Origin of the sequence: Embleya hyalina (assembly GCF_003967355.1) — a bacterium.
Lineage (GTDB): Bacteria > Actinomycetota > Actinomycetes > Streptomycetales > Streptomycetaceae > Embleya > Embleya hyalina.
Genome location: NZ_BIFH01000030.1, coordinates 76,052 through 96,892 on the forward strand (window position 1 = coordinate 76,052; position 20,841 = coordinate 96,892).

At 72.3% G+C, this 20,841-nt stretch carries 16 protein-coding genes; 11 read left to right on the forward strand and 5 right to left on the reverse strand.

Translation table 11 applies throughout. The annotated features are described in order from the left end of the window. Positions 1-137 precede the first annotated feature (137 nt). The 3 genes from EMA17_RS32635 to EMA17_RS32645 all read left to right on the forward strand — a co-directional run bounded on the left by EMA17_RS32635 (position 138) and on the right by EMA17_RS32645 (position 5,660). Positions 138-1,691, forward strand: coding sequence for an APC family permease (locus tag EMA17_RS32635; RefSeq protein WP_126640777.1), 1,554 nt, complete (start codon positions 138-140; stop codon positions 1,689-1,691). A gap of 145 nt (positions 1,692-1,836) precedes the next feature. After that, positions 1,837-2,679 (forward strand): (2Fe-2S)-binding protein, encoded by an 843-nt coding sequence (locus EMA17_RS32640; protein ID WP_126640778.1) that lies wholly within the window; start codon positions 1,837-1,839, stop codon positions 2,677-2,679. A 266-nt stretch (positions 2,680-2,945) separates the two neighbouring features. Further along, the gene (locus EMA17_RS32645; RefSeq protein ID WP_126640779.1) at positions 2,946-5,660 is read left to right on the forward strand and encodes a hypothetical protein; all 2,715 of its coding nucleotides are present in this window, start codon (positions 2,946-2,948) and stop codon (positions 5,658-5,660) included. A gap of 144 nt (positions 5,661-5,804) precedes the next feature. On the opposite strand, the gene EMA17_RS32650 is transcribed toward EMA17_RS32645, so the two are convergent. Beyond that, positions 5,805-6,917, reverse strand: coding sequence for a citrate synthase 2 (locus EMA17_RS32650; protein ID WP_078976741.1), 1,113 nt, complete (start codon positions 6,915-6,917; stop codon positions 5,805-5,807). Between the two features lie 392 nt (positions 6,918-7,309). Between EMA17_RS32650 and pdxH the strand changes: the two genes are divergently transcribed. Together pdxH and EMA17_RS32660 are read left to right on the forward strand one after the other, a co-directional pair. Beyond that, a complete protein-coding gene (pdxH, locus tag EMA17_RS32655) occupies positions 7,310-7,951 on the forward strand; it encodes a pyridoxamine 5'-phosphate oxidase (RefSeq protein ID WP_126640892.1) in 642 nt (213 codons plus the stop codon). A gap of 401 nt (positions 7,952-8,352) precedes the next feature. Then, on the forward strand, positions 8,353-9,678 hold the full coding sequence (locus EMA17_RS32660) for an MFS transporter (RefSeq protein ID WP_126640780.1): 1,326 nt from the start codon (positions 8,353-8,355) through the stop codon (positions 9,676-9,678). A gap of 18 nt (positions 9,679-9,696) precedes the next feature. Here EMA17_RS32660 and EMA17_RS32665 read toward each other — a convergent pair whose 3' ends face one another. The 3 genes from EMA17_RS32665 to EMA17_RS32675 form a co-directional block, all read right to left on the reverse strand. Then, on the reverse strand, positions 9,697-10,500 hold the full coding sequence (locus tag EMA17_RS32665; protein ID WP_218043137.1) for a hypothetical protein: 804 nt from the start codon (positions 10,498-10,500) through the stop codon (positions 9,697-9,699). Between the two features lie 8 nt (positions 10,501-10,508). Next, positions 10,509-11,255 carry a sugar isomerase domain-containing protein gene (locus EMA17_RS32670; protein ID WP_126640781.1) on the reverse strand — a complete coding sequence of 249 codons (747 nt, stop codon included), beginning with the start codon at positions 11,253-11,255 and terminating at the stop codon, positions 10,509-10,511. A gap of 66 nt (positions 11,256-11,321) precedes the next feature. After that, a complete protein-coding gene (locus EMA17_RS32675) occupies positions 11,322-12,656 on the reverse strand; it encodes a cryptochrome/photolyase family protein (RefSeq protein ID WP_246127046.1) in 1,335 nt (444 codons plus the stop codon). A 272-nt stretch (positions 12,657-12,928) separates the two neighbouring features. Here EMA17_RS32675 and EMA17_RS32680 point away from each other — a divergent pair, with 272 nt between their 5' ends. Next, positions 12,929-13,618 carry an iron-dependent transcriptional repressor DtxR gene (locus EMA17_RS32680; protein WP_078976746.1) on the forward strand — a complete coding sequence of 230 codons (690 nt, stop codon included), beginning with the start codon at positions 12,929-12,931 and terminating at the stop codon, positions 13,616-13,618. Positions 13,619-13,759: 141 nt separating this feature from the next. Here the strand turns inward: EMA17_RS32680 and EMA17_RS32685 are convergent, their stop codons facing one another. Next, positions 13,760-14,416, reverse strand: coding sequence for a bifunctional DNA primase/polymerase (locus EMA17_RS32685; RefSeq protein WP_126640782.1), 657 nt, complete (start codon positions 14,414-14,416; stop codon positions 13,760-13,762). Between the two features lie 445 nt (positions 14,417-14,861). Here EMA17_RS32685 and EMA17_RS32690 point away from each other — a divergent pair, with 445 nt between their 5' ends. The 5 genes from EMA17_RS32690 (at position 14,862) to EMA17_RS32710 (ending at position 20,788) form a co-directional block, all read left to right on the forward strand. Then, on the forward strand, positions 14,862-16,238 hold the full coding sequence (locus tag EMA17_RS32690; RefSeq protein ID WP_126640783.1) for an NsdA family TPR-like regulatory protein: 1,377 nt from the start codon (positions 14,862-14,864) through the stop codon (positions 16,236-16,238). A 209-nt stretch (positions 16,239-16,447) separates the two neighbouring features. Further along, the gene (locus EMA17_RS32695; RefSeq protein WP_126640784.1) at positions 16,448-17,821 is read left to right on the forward strand and encodes a hypothetical protein; all 1,374 of its coding nucleotides are present in this window, start codon (positions 16,448-16,450) and stop codon (positions 17,819-17,821) included. 143 nt (positions 17,822-17,964) lie between these two features. Next, a complete protein-coding gene (locus EMA17_RS32700) occupies positions 17,965-19,089 on the forward strand; it encodes a uroporphyrinogen-III synthase (protein ID WP_126640785.1) in 1,125 nt (374 codons plus the stop codon). 169 nt (positions 19,090-19,258) lie between these two features. Further along, entirely contained in the window at positions 19,259-20,140 is an 882-nt protein-coding gene (locus EMA17_RS32705) for a hypothetical protein (protein WP_126640786.1), read from the forward strand. 201 nt (positions 20,141-20,341) lie between these two features. After that, positions 20,342-20,788, forward strand: coding sequence for an SCO4402 family protein (locus EMA17_RS32710; RefSeq protein WP_170222292.1), 447 nt, complete (start codon positions 20,342-20,344; stop codon positions 20,786-20,788). Positions 20,789-20,841: the final 53 nt, after the last annotated feature.

Consider the following 20,841-nt stretch of genomic DNA (forward strand, 5'->3'; position numbering starts at 1 on the left):
CCGCACGGCGTGTCACCGTACCGACGGCGCAAGGGGCGAATCGGTTCGATTCCTGACAGGCTGTCCACGGTGACGGTGTGGCCCCAGGTCGAAGCTGACACGCCATCAGTTCTTTCCCCGCACGGTAGGGAGGTGGGATGTCCGGCCACTCCGACGCGGGACGAACCCCCGAGGTCGAATCCCCGGCACCACCGCGGGTGCAACGTCTGAAGGCGAATTCGGTCGGGCTCGTCGGCGTCGTGTTCATGGCGATCGCCACCGCCGCGCCGATCACCGCGATGACCGGAAACCTGCCGATCGCGGTCGGCTTCGGCAACGGCATCGGCGCCCCCGCGGGCTACCTGATCGCGACCCTGGTGCTCGGCGTGTTCTCCATCGGCTACGTCGCGATGGCCAAGCACATCACCTCGGCGGGTGCCTTCTACGGCTACATCTCACACGGCCTGGGCCGGGTCGTGGGCATGGCCTCCGGACTGCTCGCGGTGCTGGCGTACGTGGTCTTCGAGGCCTCCGTCGTCGGCATCTTCGCCTACTTCGCGGACACCACGGTCGACGCCCAGTTCGGCGTCGACCTCAACTGGGCCGTCTACGGCCTGGGCATGCTCGCCGTCACCGCCGTGCTGTCCTGGTTCGACATACACCTCACCTCGCGCCTGCTCGGCGTGCTGCTGGTCGCCGAGGTCACGGTGCTCGCCGCGATGGCGGTCGCGGTGCTGGTCCGGGGCGGCGGCCCCGATGGGCTGTCCGCCGAGCCGATCAACCCGGCCAACGCGTTCGAGGGCGCGGCCGGCCTCGGCCTGTTCTTCGCGTTCTTGTCGTGGGTCGGCTTCGAGTCCACCGCCATGTACGGCGAGGAGTCGCGCGACCCGAAGAAGGTCATCCCGCGGGCCACGCTGATCTCGGTGATCGGCGTCGGCCTGTTCTACGTGTTCGTCTCCTGGATGGCGATCGACGGCAGCGGCCTGGAGAGGTCGAAGGAGATCGCGCGCGGGTCCGCCCCGCTGGACGTCTTCTTCGGCCCTACCGGGGACTTCGTCGGCGGCTGGGCGGTGGACTGGTTCCAGTGGCTGCTGATCACCGGCTCGTTCGCCTGCGGCATGGCCTTCCACCAGTGCGCGGCGCGCTACCTGTACGCGATCGGCCGCGAGGGCTTCATCTCCCGCAGACTCGGCAACACCCACCCGGCGCACGGCTCCCCATACTTCGCCTCGTTCGTGCAGAGCATCATCGCCACCGGCATCGTGCTGCTGTTCCTGATCACCGATCAGGACCCCTACATACACCTCTACACGCTGCTCGCGATCCTCGGCACGATGGCCATCCTGATCGTGCAGACGTTGTGCTCGTTCGCGGTGATCGGCTACTTCCACGTCGGCGGGAACCACCCCCGGACGGCGCACTGGTTCCGCACCTTCCTGGCCCCGCTGCTCGGCGGCGTCGCGATGATCGCGGTGGTGGTGCTGCTCCTGCGGAACATGGAGACCGCCGCCGGCGCCGCCGCCGACTCGCTGCTGTTCACGCTCACCCCGTACATCGTCGGCGGGGTCTTCGTCGGCGGCATCGCGCTGGCGCTGTACACGCGGGCCCGGAGCCCGGAGCGCTACGAACTGATGGGCCGGATCATCCTGGAGGACGCCGGCGAACGGGTCGACGACGGCCCCGCCGACGCGCGGATGTCGGTACGTTCCTGACCCGCGCGTCGGGTCGTCGGCGGGGCGCGCGCGTGGATCGCGCGCCCCGCGAACGGCTCCTCCGGATGGGTGGAGCCGGCCCCCGAGGGGGGACGTCGGGCCGACCCGTGTGGACACGAGGTTAGGCAAGGCTTACCTTCGGACCATGACCGTGCTCGATCTTCGTCAACCCGCGCCGTGTCCCGCGTTCGCGGAGACCTTCCGTGCGCTCGGTGCCGCGTGTCCGGTGATCACGGTCGAGCCCGGACGCCCCGGCGTCGGCATGCTGCACGCCTCACGGATGGCCGAGGACCCGGACGTGCTCGCCGAGATGCTGGCCGCCGAGCGCACCCGGATCGGCGCGACCCCGGCCGCCGAGCCGCGCGACGACGCGATCGCGATGTGGGCGCTGCACGGCTACGCCTGGTACGCCTGCCTGATGCTGACCGGCCCCTGGTTCCTGCGCCGCCGGGTCCCGCTGGTGGCCCTGGACGAGGTGTGGATCGCGCCCGGGTCCGAGCGGGTGGGCCGCTCCTTCACGGTCACCTCGAACACCTTCGCCTGCCTGCCCGACGACCCCGACGCGAACGCGCCCGGCGCGCGGGTGGTGGCCGGCGAGGCGGCATTGCGGGCACTGCTCCTCGACCGGGTGGCCGAACACGTGGAGCCGCTGCTGGCCGCGTTCCGACCGCATCTGCGTCGGGGCGAGCGGGTGTTGTGGTCGATGGTGGCCGACGAGGTGGTGAGCGGCGTCTGGTATCTGGGCCGCACGCTGGGCGAGGGCGACCGCGCGGTGCGCGAACTGGGCGAACTGCTCCCGGGCGACGTCGGTCGCTTCAAGCGCGAGGCGGGTTTTCGTACACTCGCGGGCACCGAGGGTCGCACACACTGCAACCGCACCCAGAGCGTGTGCTGCCTCTGGTACACCCTCGACCCGGCGGCGTTGTGCAGCACGTGCCCCCGCGCGGACGACGCGCGGCAGGTGGCCATCCTGGAGGGTCGGGGCTGACGGATTCACACCCGTCGGCATGCGATACCGGGGCGATGCACCGCAAATGCTCCTGGCGATCAACTCCCGTGTACGGCAAGGGAGTCCACCGGGAAACCAACCTGCCGAAAGGTTGGTGACCATGCGAGAATCGCGCGGGCGACTCGCCGTGGGGGAGCGATCGGGTCGTCATCGGTGCGGGTGGGCACGGGTCCACCTCGTGAGCTGTGGGTGGGGATTCCAGGGTGCCTTGGCGACGAAGATTCGCACGATCGACCGTACTGGGCTTGGCCGTCGGCGGCCTGCTGCTGGGGGCGATCCCGGCGACGGCATCCGCCGCGGACGTGCGCGGCGCGGGCGGGGCGCAGAGCCGTACCGGCTCGGGTGGCACGCCACACGAGAACAATCTGAAGGTGACCGCCGTCTCCGTCGGTGACGCCGTGGTCGACGCGCGACCGGGACACGTGTCCAAGAGGCTTACGTTCAAGCCGTCGGCGACCTACGCGATGGACCTGCAATGGTGCGGGTCGGTGATCGTGCAGCGAGCGGGTGCGACGCCGGGGACGTTCGAGGGAGCAGAGCATTCGCTGCGCTTCGGCAACGGCAGTTGGGCATCGGAGAACAAGCCGGTGTCGGTGACCTTCGAGCTGCCGCAGTACGGCTCGTCGGCCGACACCCGCTGGGCCGTCAAGGCGGTGAACCTCGCCGGCACGATCCCCGGTTCCCCGTGCCCGCAGAATCTCACCGTGTTCCAGGGCGATCAACTGACCGGCCCCGGGTTCGACACGACGTTCACCGCGCAGACGCTCGTCGACGCCGAGGCACCGACCAACGAGGCGATCTGGTTCGACGACGTCCGCTCGAGCAAGGACCCGGTCAAGGACGGTGGGTTCCTTCGTTACCAGGTCGTGGCCGAGGACCTCAAATCCGGGTTCTGGCAGGGCAAGGCCACGCTCAAGGGACCGGCGGGACTCAGCGTGACCACGCTGTTCGGTACGGACGTCAACGTCCTGAATCAGTACTACCCGTCGTGTGACCTCCGTGGGCTCATGTTGTGGGCCTGTGAGGTGTGGTTCACGCTGCCGGAGGACGCGCCCGCAGGCGTGTGGACGATGGATTCGGTCGAGCTCACCGACGCCGGGGGTGCCTCGAAGGTCTACCCGAACCTCGGGCGGTACCCGCTCGATCTGCCCGGCCGTACGTTGTGGGCGAGGAACTTCCGACTCGATCGCTCCGAGGTCGATCCGTGGGAGACCGAGCAGACCGTGATTCTGACGGCCGACGTCAGCGCCGAGGTCCAGGTGATCAAGGCGCGTGACATCAACGGGGTCTGCGTATCCGGTACTCCGACCCTGCCCCAAGGCGGCAGCGGAACGCTGACGCTGCCGATCACCGTTCCGGTCGGAGTACCCGGCTGTCATCCGGCACTCCTCCTCGAGGACGCGAACGGCACGACCTCGGAGATCCGGGGTCTGCCCTTCATCACGGCGGTCAAGGGCGCTCCTCCGCAGGCCAGGAACATCACCCTGGATCGCACGACGATCAATCCCCTTCAGGGCGGCACCGTTCGGGTCTCGCTCGACGTGTCGTCGTGGAAGCCCGGTGTCACGCGCGTCAGCGTGTACGCACACGGCGAGTACGAGCCGGTGAAGTCCCTCAGCGCGTCGACTGTGTTGCCACGTGTACGCGACGGGCACGCGACCGTGGATCTGAAGTTCCCGAACTTCGAATACTGGCGGGGCGCCACGAACCTCGAGGTGCCCTTGACGGTCGGGATTTCGGACGCCGCCGGAGTCTGGACGAGCTATGGGTTCGACGGGGCCGAAGTGCCGGGCAACCCACTCGAGATCAACGTGAACATGCCTGCCGACACCTACACCGGAGTGGCCCCGGCACGGGTGCTGGACACCCGGGACGGCACCGGCGCACCGGCGCAACCGCTGCATTCGGGCAGTGGGGTCACCCTTCGGCTCACCGGCGTCGGCGGGGTGCCCGCGACCGGGGTCAGCGCCGTGGCCCTCAACGTCACGGCGACCGACACCACCGGTGACGGCTACCTCATGGTCTCGCCGCACATGTCCTACCGACCCTCCGGTCCCTCGCCCAGTCACCTGAACTGGGGCAGGGGCCGGACGATCGCGAACCAGGTGATCGCGCCGGTCGGGGTGGACGGCAAGGTGTACCTGAACATGTCCGGCTCCGGCGCGGTGAGCGTGGTCGCGGACGTGTTCGGCTACTACTCGGACGCTCCGACCGGTGCGAAGTTCGCCGCCGTGACCCCCGCGCGGCTGCTCGACACCCGGGACGGCACCGGTGCCCCGAGTGCCGGCGCGACGCCGGCGGGCGGCGTGCAGACCGTGCGGGTGACCGGGCGAGGTGGTGTCCCCGCGACCGGCGTGGGCGCCGTCGTCCTGAACCTCACCGCCACCGAGCCGGTCATGCCGGGCCATCTGCTGGCGTGGCAGCACGGTGGCGCGCGTCCCACCGCCTCCAGCCTGAACTGGGCCGCGGGCCAGACGATCGGCAACTTCGTCACGGTGCCGGTCGGCCCGGACGGCACGGTGGACCTGGCCAACATCAGCGGTGGGAACGTGCACCTGATCGCCGATGTGTTCGGCTACTTCACCTCCACCGGCGAGGGTTCGAGGTTCCAGGTGATCGTCCCCGCGCAGGTTCTGGACACGCGTACCGCGGGTACGCCGCCGGGCCCCGGCGCGACGAGCGTGCTCGCCCCTCGGGCCTCCGACTTCCCGCAGGCGCCCACGGCCACGGCGGTGGCCGTCAACGTCACCGTCACGGACACCAAGGCGCCGGGACATCTCATCGTGTGGCCGCACGGCGACCCGATGCCGACCGCGTCCAGCGTGAACTGGGCGATCGGCGACACCAAGGCGAACCTGGTCACCGTTCCCATGCGTGAGGGCAAGGTCGACCTGAACAACCAGAGCGGTGGCACGATCAGCCTGATCGGCACCATCGCCGGCTTCTACGTGGCCGGCTGACCCGAACAAGGTCACCGATCGACCCGAAAGGCCCCGTCCCACGCGTCGTGGGCGGGGCCTTTCGGGTCGAAACGGTCACCGGACGGCGAAACGGGCCCGCTTCCGGCGGAAACGAAGCCCGTTCGGTGGACGGTCGGGACCGCCTCAGTGCTTCAGGTTGCGGACCGTGTCGTCGTAGCCCGCGACCTCGGTGATCGGGCGGGTGCCCGGGCCGATGTAGCGGGCGGCCGGGCGGACCAGGCGCGACGTGCGCTTGTGCTCCAGGATGTGCGCGCTCCACCCGGCGGTGCGGGCGCAGGTGAACATCGAGGTGAACATGTGCGCCGGCACCTCGGCGAAGTCCAGCATCACCGCGGCCCAGAACTCCACGTTGGTGGCCAGGATCCGGTCGGGACGCCGAGCCTGGAGTTCTTCGAGTGCCGCCTTCTCCAGCGCCGCGGCCACTTCGTAGCGAGGCGCCCCCAGCTCCTTGGCCGTGCGCCGCAGCACACGCGCACGGGGGTCCTCGGCGCGATACACCCGGTGGCCGAAGCCCATCAGGCGCTCGCCCCGGTCCAGGACACCCTTGACGTACGCCGTGGCGTCGCCGGTGCGCTCGATCTCCTCGATCATGTGCAGCACGCGCGAGGGCGCGCCGCCGTGCAGCGGGCCGGACATCGCGCCGACCGCGCCGGACAGACACGCCGCGACGTCGGCGCCGGTGCCCGCGATCACGCGCGCGGTGAACGTCGAGGCGTTCATGCCGTGCTCGGCCGCCGACGTCCAGTAGGCGTCGACCGCCTTGACGTGCTGCGGGTCCGGCTCGCCACGCCAGCGGATCATGAAGCGTTCGACGATCGTCTGCGCCTTGTCGATCTCGCTCTGCGGCACCATCGGCTTCTCCAGGCCGCGGGCCGACTGGGCGACGTACGACAGCGCCATCACGGCGGCCCGGGCGAGGTCGTCCCGCGCCTGGGCGTCGTCGATGTCGTGCAGCGGTTTCAGACCCCACACCGGGGCGAGCATGGCCAGCGCGCTCTGCACGTCCACGCGGACATCGCCGGAATGGATGGGAATCGGGAACGGCTCGGCCGGCGGCAGGCCGGGGTTGAACGCCCCGTCCACCAGCAGGCCCCACACATTGCCGAACGAGACGTGGCCGACGAGGTCCTCGATGTCCACACCTCGGTACCGGAGCGCGCCACCCTCCTTGTCGGGTTCGGCGATCTCCGTCTCGAACGCTATGACTCCTTCGAGCCCGGGTACGAACTCGGACATCAGGCGGCTCCTCATGCGATCTCGACTGACTTGTGGCCGGGTCCTTCATACCCCGCCCCACCACACCGTGTCTTCCCCCGAACGAGGCCGGGGAGCAGGGTGCCGATCAGGCTCCGCACCTGGGATCCACCGGTGTTTCGGGGAGGTGTTCCGGTCGGTCCGGGCGAGGCCGGGATGGTGCCTCGCCTGAAGGTATGGGCCGATCGAAGTCCGTTGTTCAGGATATCTCTCGATATCGAGACGACCTACTTCGGAACACGCCGGGACGAGTGAGGTGGGGCACAAACCCACCCGGGACGGGATTGCCGGACGTCACCCGGTCGGGGGTGGTCGTGCCGCCGGTCGGCCTCGAGTGGTACTCGTTGTCCGTGGAGTTCACCGAGCTTGCCGCGATGCGCCGGCAGTACCGAGGCGAGGGCATCGACGTCGGCGCCCTGCCCTCGACCCCTTTCCCGCTGTTCACCGCCTGGCTGGCCGAGGTGGCCGGGGCCGAGCTGCCCGAGCCGAACGCGATGGTGGTGGCGACCGCGACGCCGGACGGACGGCCCAGCACCCGCACGGTCCTGCTCAAGGAGTTCGACGAGCGGGGCTTCGTCTTCTATACGAACTACGGCTCGCGCAAGGGTGTCGAGCTCGGCGCCAACCCGGCGGTGAGCCTGCTCTTCCCGTGGCACGCGCTGGCCCGCCAGGTGATCGTCACCGGCTCCGCCGAACGGGTGTCCCGGGAGACGAGCGCCGAGTACTTCCGCTCCCGGCCGCGCGGTTCGCGGATCGGCGCCTGGGCGAGCGAGCAGTCCAGGCCGGTCGCCGGGCGCGAGCGGTTGGAGAAGCGGTACGCGGAGGCCGCGGCCGGGTTCGCCGACATCGACGACATCCCGGTGCCGGAGTTCTGGGGCGGCTTTCGGGTGGTGCCCGAGACGGTGGAGTTCTGGCAGGGGCGGGAGAACCGGATGCACGACCGGCTGCGCTACCTGCGCGAGGGCGACGACGGTGGCGGGCACACGTCGTGGCGGGTCGAGCGACTGAGTCCGTGAGGCGGGCTCCGTGGAGCGGGCGCCGTGAACGGATCCTGTGAACGGGCCGGAAACGACAGCGACCCGCAGGTCGCTTCTCCGTCCACCTCGGTGAGGTGGGTCGAAGGCCGGGGGACGATCCCGGCGACCTGCGGGTCGGGTGTCTGCCTGGTGTTGCCGGCCGCCTGCCTGCGTCCGTCGCGGTGCACTCACGACGGGGCCTGCCGAGCCGGTAAACCGGAGTGGCGGCTAGCGGGCAGCCACCTCACGCGTCCGAATGCTATGCAACTTCAGACCACCTCCTCTCCCGTGTGCCAGTGAGATTAGATCGGTGTCGGGACGGGTGCAACGGATTTACGAGGTGCCCGATCCCACACCGAATCCAGGAATAGATGCGGGGCACACTGGACTTGGATATGGGGATGCCCTCTGCCCCTGACACCTCGAAGAACCCGGCGCGGAGCGCGTCGACGAACGCGTCGGCGAACGCGTCGAAGAAGCCCTCCGGTCGCCTCGCCGGATCCGTGCTCGTGGACGTGGGTCCGCTGCGCGCGTTCCCCGACTTCCGCCGTCTGTGGTTCGGCCACTCGGTGTCCTCGCTGGGTCAGCAGATGACCGCCGTCGCGGTCGCGATCCAGGTCTACGACCTGACCGGGTCCAACTTCGCCGTCGGCGTGGTGGGACTGTGCGCGGTGGTCCCGCTGATCGTGTTCGGCCTGCTCGGCGGGGCGATCGCGGACAGCCTCGATCGGCGCCTGGTCGGCCTGGTCACCGCCGGCGGGCTCTCGGCGGTGTCGGTCGTGCTGGCCCTACAGGCCTTTCTCGACCTCGGCCAGGTGTGGCTGCTGTATACGGCGGTCGCGGTGCAGTCCGGCTTCTACGCGGTGAACAATCCGGCCCGCACCTCGATGATCCCCAAGCTGCTGCCCGCGGACCGACTGCCGTCGGCCAACGCGCTGAACTCGATAGCCATGTCGTTCGCGATGACGGTCGGGCCGATGCTCGGCGGCCTGGTGATCGGCCTGTGGAGCTTCCAGGCCGCCTACCTGATCGACGCGATCGCGTTCTCCGCGGCGCTGTACGCGATGTGGCGGTTGCCGTCGATGGCGCCGGACCGGACCGAAGGCGGGCCCAAACGGGCCTCGGTGCGTGAGGGGCTGCGCTTTCTGCGGAGTCGGCCCAACATCCGGATGACGTTCCTGACCGACATCGTCGCGATGGTCTTCGGCATGCCCCGCGCGCTGTTCCCGGCGATGGCCGCGGGCCTGTACGGCGGCGGGGCGACCACGGTCGGCCTGCTGGTCGCGGCGCCGGCGGTCGGCGCGCTCGTCGGCGGGCTGTTCTCCGGATGGCTGGGTCGGGTGTACCGCCAGGGACGCGCGGTGGTCGTCGCGGTGGTCGCGTGGGGGCTCTGCATCACCGCGTTCGGGCTCGGCGGACCGCTGTGGCTCGGGCTGATCCTGCTCGCCTGCGCGGGCTGCGCGGACACCATCAGCATGGTGTTCCGAAATACGATCATGCAGGTCGGCACGCCGGACGCGATGCGCGGGCGGCTGGCGGGCGTGTTCATCGTAGTGGTCGCCGGCGGGCCGCGCCTGGGCGACTTCGAGGCCGGGTCGGTGGCCTCGCTGACCACCGAGCGCGTCTCGGTGGTCAGCGGCGGGATCGCGTGTGTGGTGTTGGCGATCGGCCTGTCGCTGCGGTGGCGCGACTTCTGGCGCTACGACGGGCGCGACCCGAAGCCGTAGCCCGGGCGGCGCGGCGGGTCAGGCGCGCGGCGCGATCCACACCTGTTCGGCGTGTGCGGCCGGGCGGCCCTCGGCGTCGTAGAGCGTGGTGGCGGTGCGTACCTTGCGCCCGTCCCGGCCCAGAAGTCGGCCCAGCACCACGCACGGCTCGTCCGGATAGGGCAGCGCGTACACGTGCGCGGTCATCCGGCCGAGCAGGAGCGCGGTGTCGCGGTCGATCCCGGTCCAGCCGCCGGGGCAGTCCAGCGCGGCCCAGACGAACTCCGGAGCCACCTGGCCGGTGCCCGGCGCGACCAGCGAGCCGTGCGGGGTCCAGACGCACGCGTTGGTGTCCGGGCGGTCGGCGAGCATCCCGGGGAACAGTCGCAGGCCGTCGCCCTCGGCCCGATCCGGGCCGCACACGAAGCAGTCGGTGTACGGGTTCCACGCCGCGAAGCCCGGGAAGGACCGGCTCGCCTCGGCCGCCTCGGCGGGGGTGACCGGGTCGATCGGGGTGGGCAGCGGCAGCGCGGGGTCGACCGGGATCGCCTCCGCGATCGCCCCCGCGTCCTCCGCCAGGGTCAGCGTCCCGCTCGCCGCGTCGTGCGCGAGGGCCAGCGCGCGGTCCAGCGGCACCGCGCGGCGCAGCGTCACGGTCACCCCCGAGGCGATCCCGCCGACCGCGCGGGTGGCCAGCAGGCCGGCCAGGTAGCCGCCGTTGCCCATGCCCGGCGGCCCGTTGAAGCGGCCGGGGACGACCAGCGGGGCGGAGCGGGGGTCGGCCGCGCCGCCCGCTCCGGACGGGGTCTGCTCGGGGGAGTGGGACCGTGCGTTGGGATGCACTGCCGGGTTCACCTCAGATAGAAGATCCGGTCCGCGTGTTCGGCCAGCAACCGCTCGTTCCACGCGTTGCCGCCGTCGATGTTCGCGGACATGAACACCGGGGGTTCGATCCCCCGGGAGACCAGATGGCCGATCACGCCGACCATGAGTGTCTGCATCACCGCCGAGCACACCACACCCGAGGTCGGGCCGATCCGCTGGGGCACGCCCTCCACGTCGAGCGCGGCGTCGCCGACCGCGATCGCGGTGTCCAGGACGATGTCGCAGTTGTCGAGGACCCGGGTGCCGGACGGGTGCCGCGCCGGCTCCGCCTCGCTGGCCTCGACCGAGGTCAGGCCGATCACCAGCGCCCCGCGTTCGCGCGCCCGGCGGGCCAGCTCCACGGGCAGCCCGTTGCGTCCGGACAGCGAGATCACCACGAGCGCGTCGCCCTCGCGCACCCCCGCGCCGTCCAGCACGGGACCGGCCAGCTCGGCCAGCTTCTCCACCGCGCTGCTGACGGTGATCGGACGCACGGTCAGCTCGTTGCCGGGGGCGATCAGCGGGTTGGCCAGGATCAGGCCGCCCGCGCGGTAGACCACGTCCTGCGCGGCGAGCGCGGAGTGCCCGCCGCCGAACACGAACAGCCGGCCGCCCTCCGCCAGGGCACCGGCGATCCGGTCCGCGGCCCGGTCGATCGTGGGCAGTTCGACGTCCCGCAGCCGTTCCAGCAGCCCGATCGCCGCGTCGAGGTAGCGTGCGCCCAGCTCGACCATCCCCGGTCCTCCCGTTCGTTCGGAGCTTCGTATACGGATCCGCCGTGCGAACGCGGATCCGGCACCTTACCGCCGGATCGCCCGGTAGCGGTCGAGTGCGACGCGCCTTTCCTCGGCGTGCTCCACGATCGGATCGGGATAGCCGTCCACCCCGATCCGCCACGGCTCGTGCACCGCGCGGCCCGCGATGTGCCGCAACTCGGGCACGTACCGGCGCACGTAGTCGCCCTGCGGATCGAACCGGCGGCCCTGTTGGATCGGATTGAAGACGCGAAACCACGGCGACGCGTCGGTGCCGCAGCCCGCGGTCCACTGCCAGCCGTGGCTGTTGGACGCCGGGTCGCCGTCGACCAGGTGCCGCATGAAGTGCGCCGCGCCGCGGGTCCACTCCTGGTGCAGGTCCTTGACCAGGAAGGACGCCACGACCATGCGCACCCGGTTGTGCATCCAACCCTCGGCGAGCAGTTGCCGCATGCCCGCGTCCACGAACGGGAAGCCGGTTCGGCCCGCGCGCCACGCGTCGAAGAGCGCGTCGGCGTCCGGGCCGGTGTCGTAGGCCATGCCGGCCAGGTCCCGGTTCAGGTATTCGCGCACGGTCTCGGGGTGGTGCCAGAGCACGTCGCCGTAGAACTCGCGCCAGGCCAGCTCGGACCGGAACGTGGCGTCGGGACAGTCGGCGAGCAGCGTGCGCGGGTGGATCTCGCCGAACTTCAGGTGCACCGACAACCGCGAGGTGCCGGGCAGGTCGGGCCGGTCCCGCAGCTCCCGGTAGCGGTCCAGACCGTGCGCGCGGAACTCCCGCCAGGCGGCCAGCGCCGCCCGCTCGCCCGCCTCGGGCAGGTCCACCCCGGCCGGCTCGGGGGCGGTCGGCGGGTCGTCCGAGTCGGCGTGCGCCCAGGCGAGGTCGGTCGGTCGCGGCAGCGGCTCGGGCCACCCGTGCTCGGCCCACGCGCGCTGGAAGGGGGTGAACACGCGATACGGCGTCCCGTCGGCCTTGCGCACCCGGCCCGGGGCGACGGCGTACGGCGATCCGGTGGCGCGGAAGGGTACGTCCAGGGCCTCGGCCACGGCCGCGTCCCGGGCCCGGCCGTAGGGACCGAAGTCCGCCGTGACGTGCACCTCGGCGGCGCCGCTCGCGCGCACCAGCGCGGGCAACACCCGGGTCGGCTCGCCCGCGCGGACCACCAGCCGCCCGCCCGCCTCGCGCAGATCGGCGTCGAGGGTGTGCAACGAGCGGGCCAGGTGCGCTCGGCGCGCGGGCCCCGCGGCGTCCCACACCGCCGGGTCGAGGACGAACAGCGGCAACACCCGGGCGGGCGCCCCGTCCCCGGTACCGGGAAAGCCGGTGCCGGCGGCGGCGTGCAGCGCGGGGTGATCGGACAGCCGCAGATCGCGACGCAACCAGAGAATATGGACGCGGCGAACTCGATCGGTGGATTCTGCGGGACCCGAGGTCTTCCGGGATGGCAATGGCATATCGGAACGTTATGACCGTACGCACCCGACAACGTGTACCCACCGGGGCTGGGCACACGTACGGATGACGCGGCGGAGCACACGGGACGGCGTGTGCCGGGAAAAGCCGAGGGGACCCGATCGGCCGGACGTCCGCATCGGCGGTCCAGGTGCGTCAGAATTGCACGGCAGGACCACCAAGAACGGAGCCGCTGGTCGTGAGTGGACTCATCGACACCACGGAGATGTACCTCCGGACGATTTTCGAGCTGGAGGAGGAGGGTGTGGTCCCGCTGCGGGCGCGGATCGCGGAGCGACTCGAGCAGAGCGGGCCGACCGTGAGCCAGACCGTGGCACGAATGGAGCGGGACGGGTTGTTGACGGTCGAGGGCGACCGTCATCTGGAACTGACGGCCGAGGGGCGGGGAATCGCGACGCGGGTCATGCGCAAGCACCGACTCGCCGAGTGCCTGCTCGTGGACGTCATCGGGTTGCCCTGGGAACAGGTGCACGCCGAGGCGTGCCGTTGGGAGCACGTGATCAGCGAGCAGGTGGAGCGTCGCCTGCTCGAACTGCTGCGCTATCCGAAGGAATCGCCCTACGGCAATCCGATCCCGGGCCTGGAGGAACTGGACCGGGAACTGCACGCCGACTCCTTCAAGGAAGGCGGCCTCGTCACGCTCCTCGAGTCGGCGGGGCCGGAAGGAAAGAACGTCGTGGTGCGGCGGCTCGGCGAGCCGCTGCAGACCGACGCGCAGTTGATGTACACGCTGCGCCGGGCCGGGATTCGTCCCGGTGCGGTGGTGAGTGTGCACGAGTCGGCGGGCGGCGTGATGGCGGGCAGCGGTGGCGAGGCCGCCGAGCTGCCCCCCGAGGTCGCCTCGCACGTGTTCGTGGCGGCGCGTTAGTCGCGGCCCGCCGGCCGCGGCGCGCGTCGCTCGCGGTCGGCCGGTCGTGGTTCGCGCGAGGGCCCTCGCCACCGAGGTGACTCGGTGGCGAGGGCCCTTCGCCGTGCGTCGCGGGCGCGCGGCGCGCCCCGTGCGCGCCCGCTAGCGCGCCTCGGCCAGCGCCCGGCCGCAGGCGTACGCGATCGGGCTGACCAGTTCGCGGGCCTCGGGGAGCCAGCGGTTGAGCTCGGTGGGTTCGCGCGCCCACGCGGCGCCGCCGGAGGTGCCCATGCGCGACGGCGGGGCCACCACCCAGTCGCCCTCGCCCTTGGGGATCAGGTCGATCGAACCGGTGCCCCAGCCGACCCGGCGCAACATCTCGCCCATCTTGTCCCGCGCGCCCGGCAACACGAAGAACTGCAGCCGCCGGGTGGGGGTGGCGATCACCGGCCCGAGCGGCAGGCCCATCCGCTCCAGCCGGGCCAGCGCCAGACAGCCGGCCTGCTCCGGGACGTCGATCACGTCGAACCCGCGCCCGGTGGGCAGCAGGATCGCCGCGTCGGGGTGCTCGCCCCACCAGCGCCGCACCAGCGCGGGCGAACTGGCCGCCTGTACCGCCCAGTCGCGCAGGATCGGATGCGCGCCGGGGGTGGCGCACCCGGGGTTGCCGCAGTCGCACCGACGCCCCGCGCTGTGCTCGACCACCGAGGCGCCGGGAACCACGTCCCAGTGCCGGTCCCCGGCGTAGCGGACTGCGGTCTCTACAAGCGTGTCTCGGGCGATCTGCCGGGCCCCCAGGGTGTCTTCCACGTGCAGCACAACTGTGGGACCACGGGATGGTTACGGCCGGGCGAGGGCGCACTCGCGGCCACCCGTACGGCGCACCCGCAACGGCACCGGGTCGCACGTCGCGCGGGCGCGCGCCGGCCGATGGAAACCGGATGATCAGGGGCGATGGGATCATCGCCGGCCATCCGGCGCAAGGGGGGCGCATGGGTGCAGATCGGGGGGCGCAGTGAAGGGTGCCCTATCCGCTGCTCTATATGGGTCACTACGCTCCGTACGCGGATGAATCATTCGTCCGACTGCCGGGCGGCAACGGCGATTCCCCGGATCAGGGGACCCGGCGGACGGGCGACGTCCGCTCGACACGCACAACGGACTCACCAGGCATCGGGCGCGCACTCGACGGGATTGGGCAAGCCCCCGTCGCGCCGATCCCGCATGTCGCAAGCCCGCACCAACGGTCGGGGAGGGAACGCCGATGGCCGCGCGAACGCAGGCGACGAGGCAGCCCAACGAGAGATTGACGGCACTGATCCAGGAGGCCGGCTGCTCGAACGCGGGGCTGGCCCGACGGGTCAACATGTGCGGCGCCGAACACGGCATGGACCTGCGCTACGACAAGACCTCGGTGGCCCGTTGGCTGCGTGGTCAGCAGCCGCGCGGCGCGGTGCCGAACCTGATCGCCGAGGCGATCGGGCGCAAGCTCGGCCGGCCGGTGACCGTCGAGGAGATCGGCATGGCCGACGGTCGCAGCCTGGCGACCAACGTCGGCCTGCAGTTCGCGGCGACCCCCGCGGCCACCGTCGAGGTGGTCACCGAGTTGTGGCGCAGCGACGTCAACCGGCGCGACTTCCTGCTCAACTCCTCGGTCGCGGTGGCGGCCCTGGTCGCGCCCAGTCGGGACTGGCTGATCACCGAGCCGGATCCGCAGGTGGCCCGGATCGGCGGACCGCGCGTGGGCGTCTCGGACATCGAGGCGGTGTGCGCGACCACGGACATGTTGTCCGCGCTCGACCACCGCTTCGGCGCCGGGCACATCCGGCCGGTCGTGGTGCACTACCTGGGCAGTGTGGTGACGCAGTTGCTCAACGGGACCTATTCCGACGAGACGGGACGCGCCCTCTTCGCGGCCGTGGCCCGGCTCACCGAGCTGGCCGGCTACATGGCCGTGGACACCGGCCAGCCGGGACTCGCCCAGCGCTATTACATCCAGGCGCTGCGGCTGACCCAGGCCGCGGGGGACCGGGCCTATGGGGGCTACGTGTTGGCCGCCGGGATGAGCCATCTCGCGGGCAGCCTGGGCAATCCGCGCGAGATCACCCAGCTCGCCCGCGCCGCGCAGGAGGGCGCCAAACACGAGGCCACGCCGACCACCCAGGCGATGTTCCACGCCGCCGAGGCGCGCGGGCACGCGCTGCTCGGCGACGCGCGCGCGTGCGAGGGCTCGCTGGCCCGGGCCCAGTCCGCGATGGACCTGGCGCTGCCGGACGAGGACCCGGCGTGGATAAGCCACTTCTCGCAGGCGTACCTGTCCGACGAGTTCGCGCACTGCTACCGCGACCTGGACCGGCCCCGGCAGGCGGAGGCCGCGGCGCGGGAGGCGCTGGACGGGCACGCCGACACGCGGGTGCGCCGGCGGGCGGTCGACACGCTCCTGCTGGCCACCGCGCACCTCCAGCAGAACCGGCTGGACGAGGCGTGCGCGGTCGGCGCGGAGGCGCTGGACCTGGTGGGCCGGCTGCACTCGGCGCGCGGGCTCGAATACCTCAAGGACTTCCAGCGCCGGCTCGAGCCGTATCGGGACGAACTCGTGGTCCGGGAATTCGCCGAGGCGGTGCACGCGGTACCGGTCTGATCGCCCGACACCGCCGCCCACCTGCGGCGGGTCGGCTCACCGGGGCCGGCGAACACCCCCGCCGGAGCCCGGTCGCGGCACGCGCCGCTGTTCGTCACTCGAACGACTGAGTTACCGTCGGGCGGACCGGGGGAGCGGCCGCCGGACGATCCGCCCGGTCGCGCGACGCCCCGGTGCGACGGCTTCGAGGCGACGAACGGGTGGGTGGCATGGGATCCGGTGCAGCGGACGGCGGCACGGGCGGACACGGTCCGAACGGCGGGCAGCCGGGGCCGTCGCCTTTCGGCCCGCTCGAACTCCCGCGCGACGAGACCGAGGTGTTGCCGAGGTTCGAGGACTACGCGGATCAGGGGCCGCCGGAGCAGTACGGGCAGGGGGCGTATCCGGGGCAGCCGCAGGGGTATCCCGGGCAGCAGCAGCCGTATCCCGGGCAACAGCCGTATTCGGGGCAACAGTCGTTTCCCGGGCAGCAGGGCTATCCGGGGCAGCAGCCGTATCCGGCGCAGCAGCCCCCGGCGCCGGGGCAGCACGACCCGAACGGGCTGTTTCGGCCGGAGCCGGGGCAGCCGCAGCCGCCGGCCGCGCCCGGGCAGATGCCGCCGCGGCCGATGCATACGCCGCCGGGTGGGGCCGCGGTCGGCTCGCCCCTGGCGCCGCCCGGGACCGGGCCGCAGCCGGCGGGGGCGGCCGACCCCACCCAGGTGTTCGAGGTGAGCCTGTTCCGGGACGAGGTGGCCGGCTCGCCGCCCGCCGGTACGGGGCCGGTGGGCATTCCCGCGCCGCCGATACGGCCGGCCTACTCGGGGCAGCCCGCGCCGCCGTCCGGCGGGTATCCCGCCGCGCAATCCGCCGGGTACGCCGCGCCGCAACCGGCCGCCCCGCAGTACGGGCCGCACACCGTCCCGCCCGTCGACCACGGCGGCCCGGGCCGGGGCCGCACACCGCTGATCGCCGCCGGCGTCGGGGCGCTCGTGGTGGTCGCCGCGATCGGGGTGTTCGCCAGCGGCGCGTTCGGCGACGACGACAAGAGCGACAAGGCGGACAAGGGCGCCGCCGCGACCGCCGGTCCGAAGCCGGAGACGTCCGGGAGCGGGGCGCCCGGGACCTCGACGCCGCCCGCCAAGGCGAACGAGGGCGCCGCGCAGGCGTCCGCCGTGGACCGCCTCCTCCAGTCGGGGGCCGGCTCCCGACAGGTCGTGTCGCAGGCCGTGCAGAAGATCCAGAAGTGCGACGACCCCGCGGCCGGCGCGCAGTCGCTCAACGAGGCGGCCAGGCAGCGCGATCAGCAGCTCGCGGGCCTGGACAAGCTGACCACCGACAAGCTGACCCGCGGCGCCGACCTGGTCGCCGGACTGCGCGAGGCCTGGACCGCCTCCGCCGAGTCCGACCGCGAACTCGCGGCCTGGGGCAACGAGATGGCACACGGCGGTTGCAAGGACCACAAGGCCGAGTACACCGACCACAAGCGCGCCGCCGACCGCGCGGGCGGCCGGGCCACCACCGCCAAGAACAAGGTGGTCGGCCTGTGGAACCCGATCGCGGCCGACAACAACCTCGGCAAGCGCAGCGCCGGCGACTTCTGAGCCACCGCCGCGCCGGCGACCCGGGCCGTGTGGGCCGCTCGACCCGGCGCGGACCCCGGCCGACCCGCCCATCGACCCAGGCGCTAACTCCCGCGTGACCGTCCGGCAACAGGGACGTAACACACGTCGGCGAGTCTCACCCCATGGAGACAGGCACGGGGGCCGCGCCGCTGGTCGGGTTCACCATCGGCGTCACCGCGGCCCGGCGCCGCGACGAACTCGCCGCGCTGCTCCGGGATCTGGGCGCCAAGGTGGTGGACGCGCCCACCGTACGGATCGTGTCGCCGGCCGACGATCCGATTTTGCGCCGGGCCACCGAGCGGGCCCTGGACCGCCGGCTCGACTACGTGGTGGCCACCACCGGGGTGGGCTGGCGCGGCTGGTTCGGCGCCGCCGAGGGGTGGGGGCGCGGTGCCCGGCTGGCCGGCGCCTGCCGGGCCGCGGTGGTGGTCGGGTGCGGGCCCAAGGCGACCACCGCGGTGCGCGCGAGCGGGCTGCGCGAGGTCTACTCGCCCGGCTCGGACTCGCGCGGCGAGGTGCTGGCCTGGCTGCTCGCGCGCGATCTGCGCGGGCGGCGGATCGCCGTCCAGGAGCACGGCGCGCCGGCCCCGGGCTTCGCCGAGGGGCTGCGCGAACGCGGCGCCGAGGTGGTGGAGATCCCGATGTTCCGCTGGGGGCCGCCGGACGACCCGGGCGCGGTGCGCCGATTGGTCGAGCAGACCGTGCGGCGCGACGTGCACGCGCTCACCTTCACCAGCGCGCCCGCCATCGGCGCGTTCCTGGAGACCGCGGAGGCGGCCGGTCGGCACGCCGAGGTGCTGGCCGCGCTGCGCGCCGATGTGCTGCCGGTGTGCATCGGCCCGGTGTGCGCGCGTCCGCTGGCCGACCTGGGCGTCGAGTCGGTGTGGCCCGAGCGCGGGCGGATCGGCTCGCTGGTGCGCACGATCGCCGAGGCGCTGCCCGCGCGGGCCCGCCGGGAGTTGGACACCGGCACCCGGCGGCTGGTCGTCCAGGGCAACGCGGTCCTGGTCGACGGGCGGACCATCTGGCTGCCCCCGATCCCGGCCGCCGTGTTGCGCGCCCTCGCCGAGAAACCGGGCTGGGTCATGGGCCGGGCCGAACTGCTGCGCCGGGTGTGGGCGGACCCCAGGACCGACGAGCACGCCGTCGAGGCGGCGATCGCCCGACTGCGCGCCGCGCTCGGGCCGTACGCGGACCTGGTCCTCACCGTCACCAAGCGCGGCTACCGTCTGGCCGTGGATCCCTGACCCCGGGCCGGGCGGGCGTCCCGGCCCGACCGAGGCGCCCGCCATGGGCGAAAGGTGCCGGTCGGGGCGCCGGCAAAGCGGTATATTTCCTCCGCGCGCTACCCCCCGCCTGGTAGGAGCCGAGGACCAACCCGCACCATGGCTGGGTGACAGGGGGTGAACACGAACCTTGATACGCATACGGAAGCGCACACGACTGTCCGCGGTCGTGCTCCTCGCCACCACCGTGGCCGGAGCCGCGGCGTGTACCGGATCGCCGGACGCCGGCAAGGTCGCCGACACGGTCGCCACCGCGGGACCGAGCGCGGCACGGATCGGCACGCCCGCGCCCAGGACGGTCGCGGCGGACGGCACGCCCGCCACCGTGCCGCCGGGCGGCACACCCGCCACGGTGCCGCCGGTCGTCCCGCCCGCGGCCGCCGGCGACACCCCCGAGTCGGGGGCGTACGGGAGCGAGTTGCTGACCCACCTGCGGACCACCGCGCACGGGGGCCACGTCACCAAGGTCCGGGTGGTCAGCTCGTACAAGGTCTACAAGGTCACGCTCGAAACCGACCTGGTCCGGGGCAACGGCTCGAACACGCAGGCCGAGGAACTGGTCCGGGACCGGGCGGGCAAGCTGCTGACCGAGACCGCGCAGTGGGCCGAGGACCATCCGGCGCTGTGGGTGGGCGGGATCGAGATCCTGGACTCGGACCGCGACGCGATCGACTTCCGACTCGGCGCCGAGCGGGACGACCGCAAGCCGGCCGCGGACGACTACGGGGCCGCGATGCTGGCGGCGCTGCACACCACCGCGGAGGGCGCGCACCTCCAGCAGGTGCGGCTCACGCTGGACCACAAGGGCAAGTACGAGGTCGCGATCGACACCGACCTGTCCTCGCACCTGCCGGGGGACTACTCGACGGAGGCCGCGCAGGTCTTCAACAGCGCGGCCCGGATCCTGCTCGCCGCGCAGAACTGGATGCGCGACCACCCGGGCTTCGCGGTGGCCGCGCTGCGGGTGTTCGACGACGAGCGCGGGCTGATCACCATCAAGGTGGTGGACTGACCGCGGCGGATCGTGGGGACCGGATCGATCCCGCCGGCCAGGCCGTCGCCCCGCCGGCGGGATCGATCCGGTCTGCGGCATGATCGGTGGCGATTCGCGGCGATCCGGGAGATCCCGACCGGATGCGATCGGGATCGGATCCGGAACGCGACCGGATCGGATCGGTGAAACCGAAGCGGGGACAGGGGAGGAGGCGCCACGATGGCAGGTATGCGCCAGAGCACCGTTCCGTGGTGGCGTTGGCGGGCCCAGGTCCGCTCCGCGCTGCACATGTTCGGCGACCCGACGTTCCAGCGCGAGTCCTGGCTGGCCGGCCGCCCGGAGTACGGCTCGATCACCGACGCCGTCTATCGCCTGGTGGGCGACTCCTGGCTGGACCGCTGGTCGGCGACCACCTACATCGGCTCTCTGGTCACCGACGCCGAGGAGGCCGCGCTGGTGGACGCCGCGGTGCGGGAGATCCTGGGCGTGCTGCACGACGTCGGCGAGGACGCCCCCGCGCCCGCCTACCTCACCCACCCGCGCTGGCCCGACGTGGTCGCCGCCTCGCGCGCCGCGCACGTGGCGCTGGCCGGTGCGGACGAGGACGACCCCGACGCGCCGCCGGACTCGCTCGACGTGTTGCGTATCCGTACCGGTGGGCGCTGAGCCCGCACCGGACGTGGGATCCTGTACGACCGGCCGCCGTGCCACGTCGACAC

What these genes read in the sequence shown, in the direction of transcription:
- EMA17_RS32635 (WP_126640777.1), top strand. Translation starts at nt 138, where the DNA reads ATGTCCGGCCACTCCGACGCGGGACGAACCCCCGAGGTCGAATCCCCG.
- EMA17_RS32640 (WP_126640778.1), top strand. Translation starts at nt 1,837, where the DNA reads ATGACCGTGCTCGATCTTCGTCAACCCGCGCCGTGTCCCGCGTTCGCG.
- EMA17_RS32650 (WP_078976741.1), bottom strand. Translation starts at nt 6,917, where the DNA reads ATGTCCGAGTTCGTACCCGGGCTCGAAGGAGTCATAGCGTTCGAGACG.
- pdxH (WP_126640892.1), top strand. Translation starts at nt 7,310, where the DNA reads ATGCGCCGGCAGTACCGAGGCGAGGGCATCGACGTCGGCGCCCTGCCC.
- EMA17_RS32660 (WP_126640780.1), top strand. Translation starts at nt 8,353, where the DNA reads ATGCCCTCTGCCCCTGACACCTCGAAGAACCCGGCGCGGAGCGCGTCG.
- EMA17_RS32670 (WP_126640781.1), bottom strand. Translation starts at nt 11,255, where the DNA reads ATGGTCGAGCTGGGCGCACGCTACCTCGACGCGGCGATCGGGCTGCTG.
- EMA17_RS32690 (WP_126640783.1), top strand. Translation starts at nt 14,862, where the DNA reads ATGGCCGCGCGAACGCAGGCGACGAGGCAGCCCAACGAGAGATTGACG.
- EMA17_RS32695 (WP_126640784.1), top strand. Translation starts at nt 16,448, where the DNA reads ATGGGATCCGGTGCAGCGGACGGCGGCACGGGCGGACACGGTCCGAAC.
- EMA17_RS32700 (WP_126640785.1), top strand. Translation starts at nt 17,965, where the DNA reads ATGGAGACAGGCACGGGGGCCGCGCCGCTGGTCGGGTTCACCATCGGC.
- EMA17_RS32710 (WP_170222292.1), top strand. Translation starts at nt 20,342, where the DNA reads ATGGCAGGTATGCGCCAGAGCACCGTTCCGTGGTGGCGTTGGCGGGCC.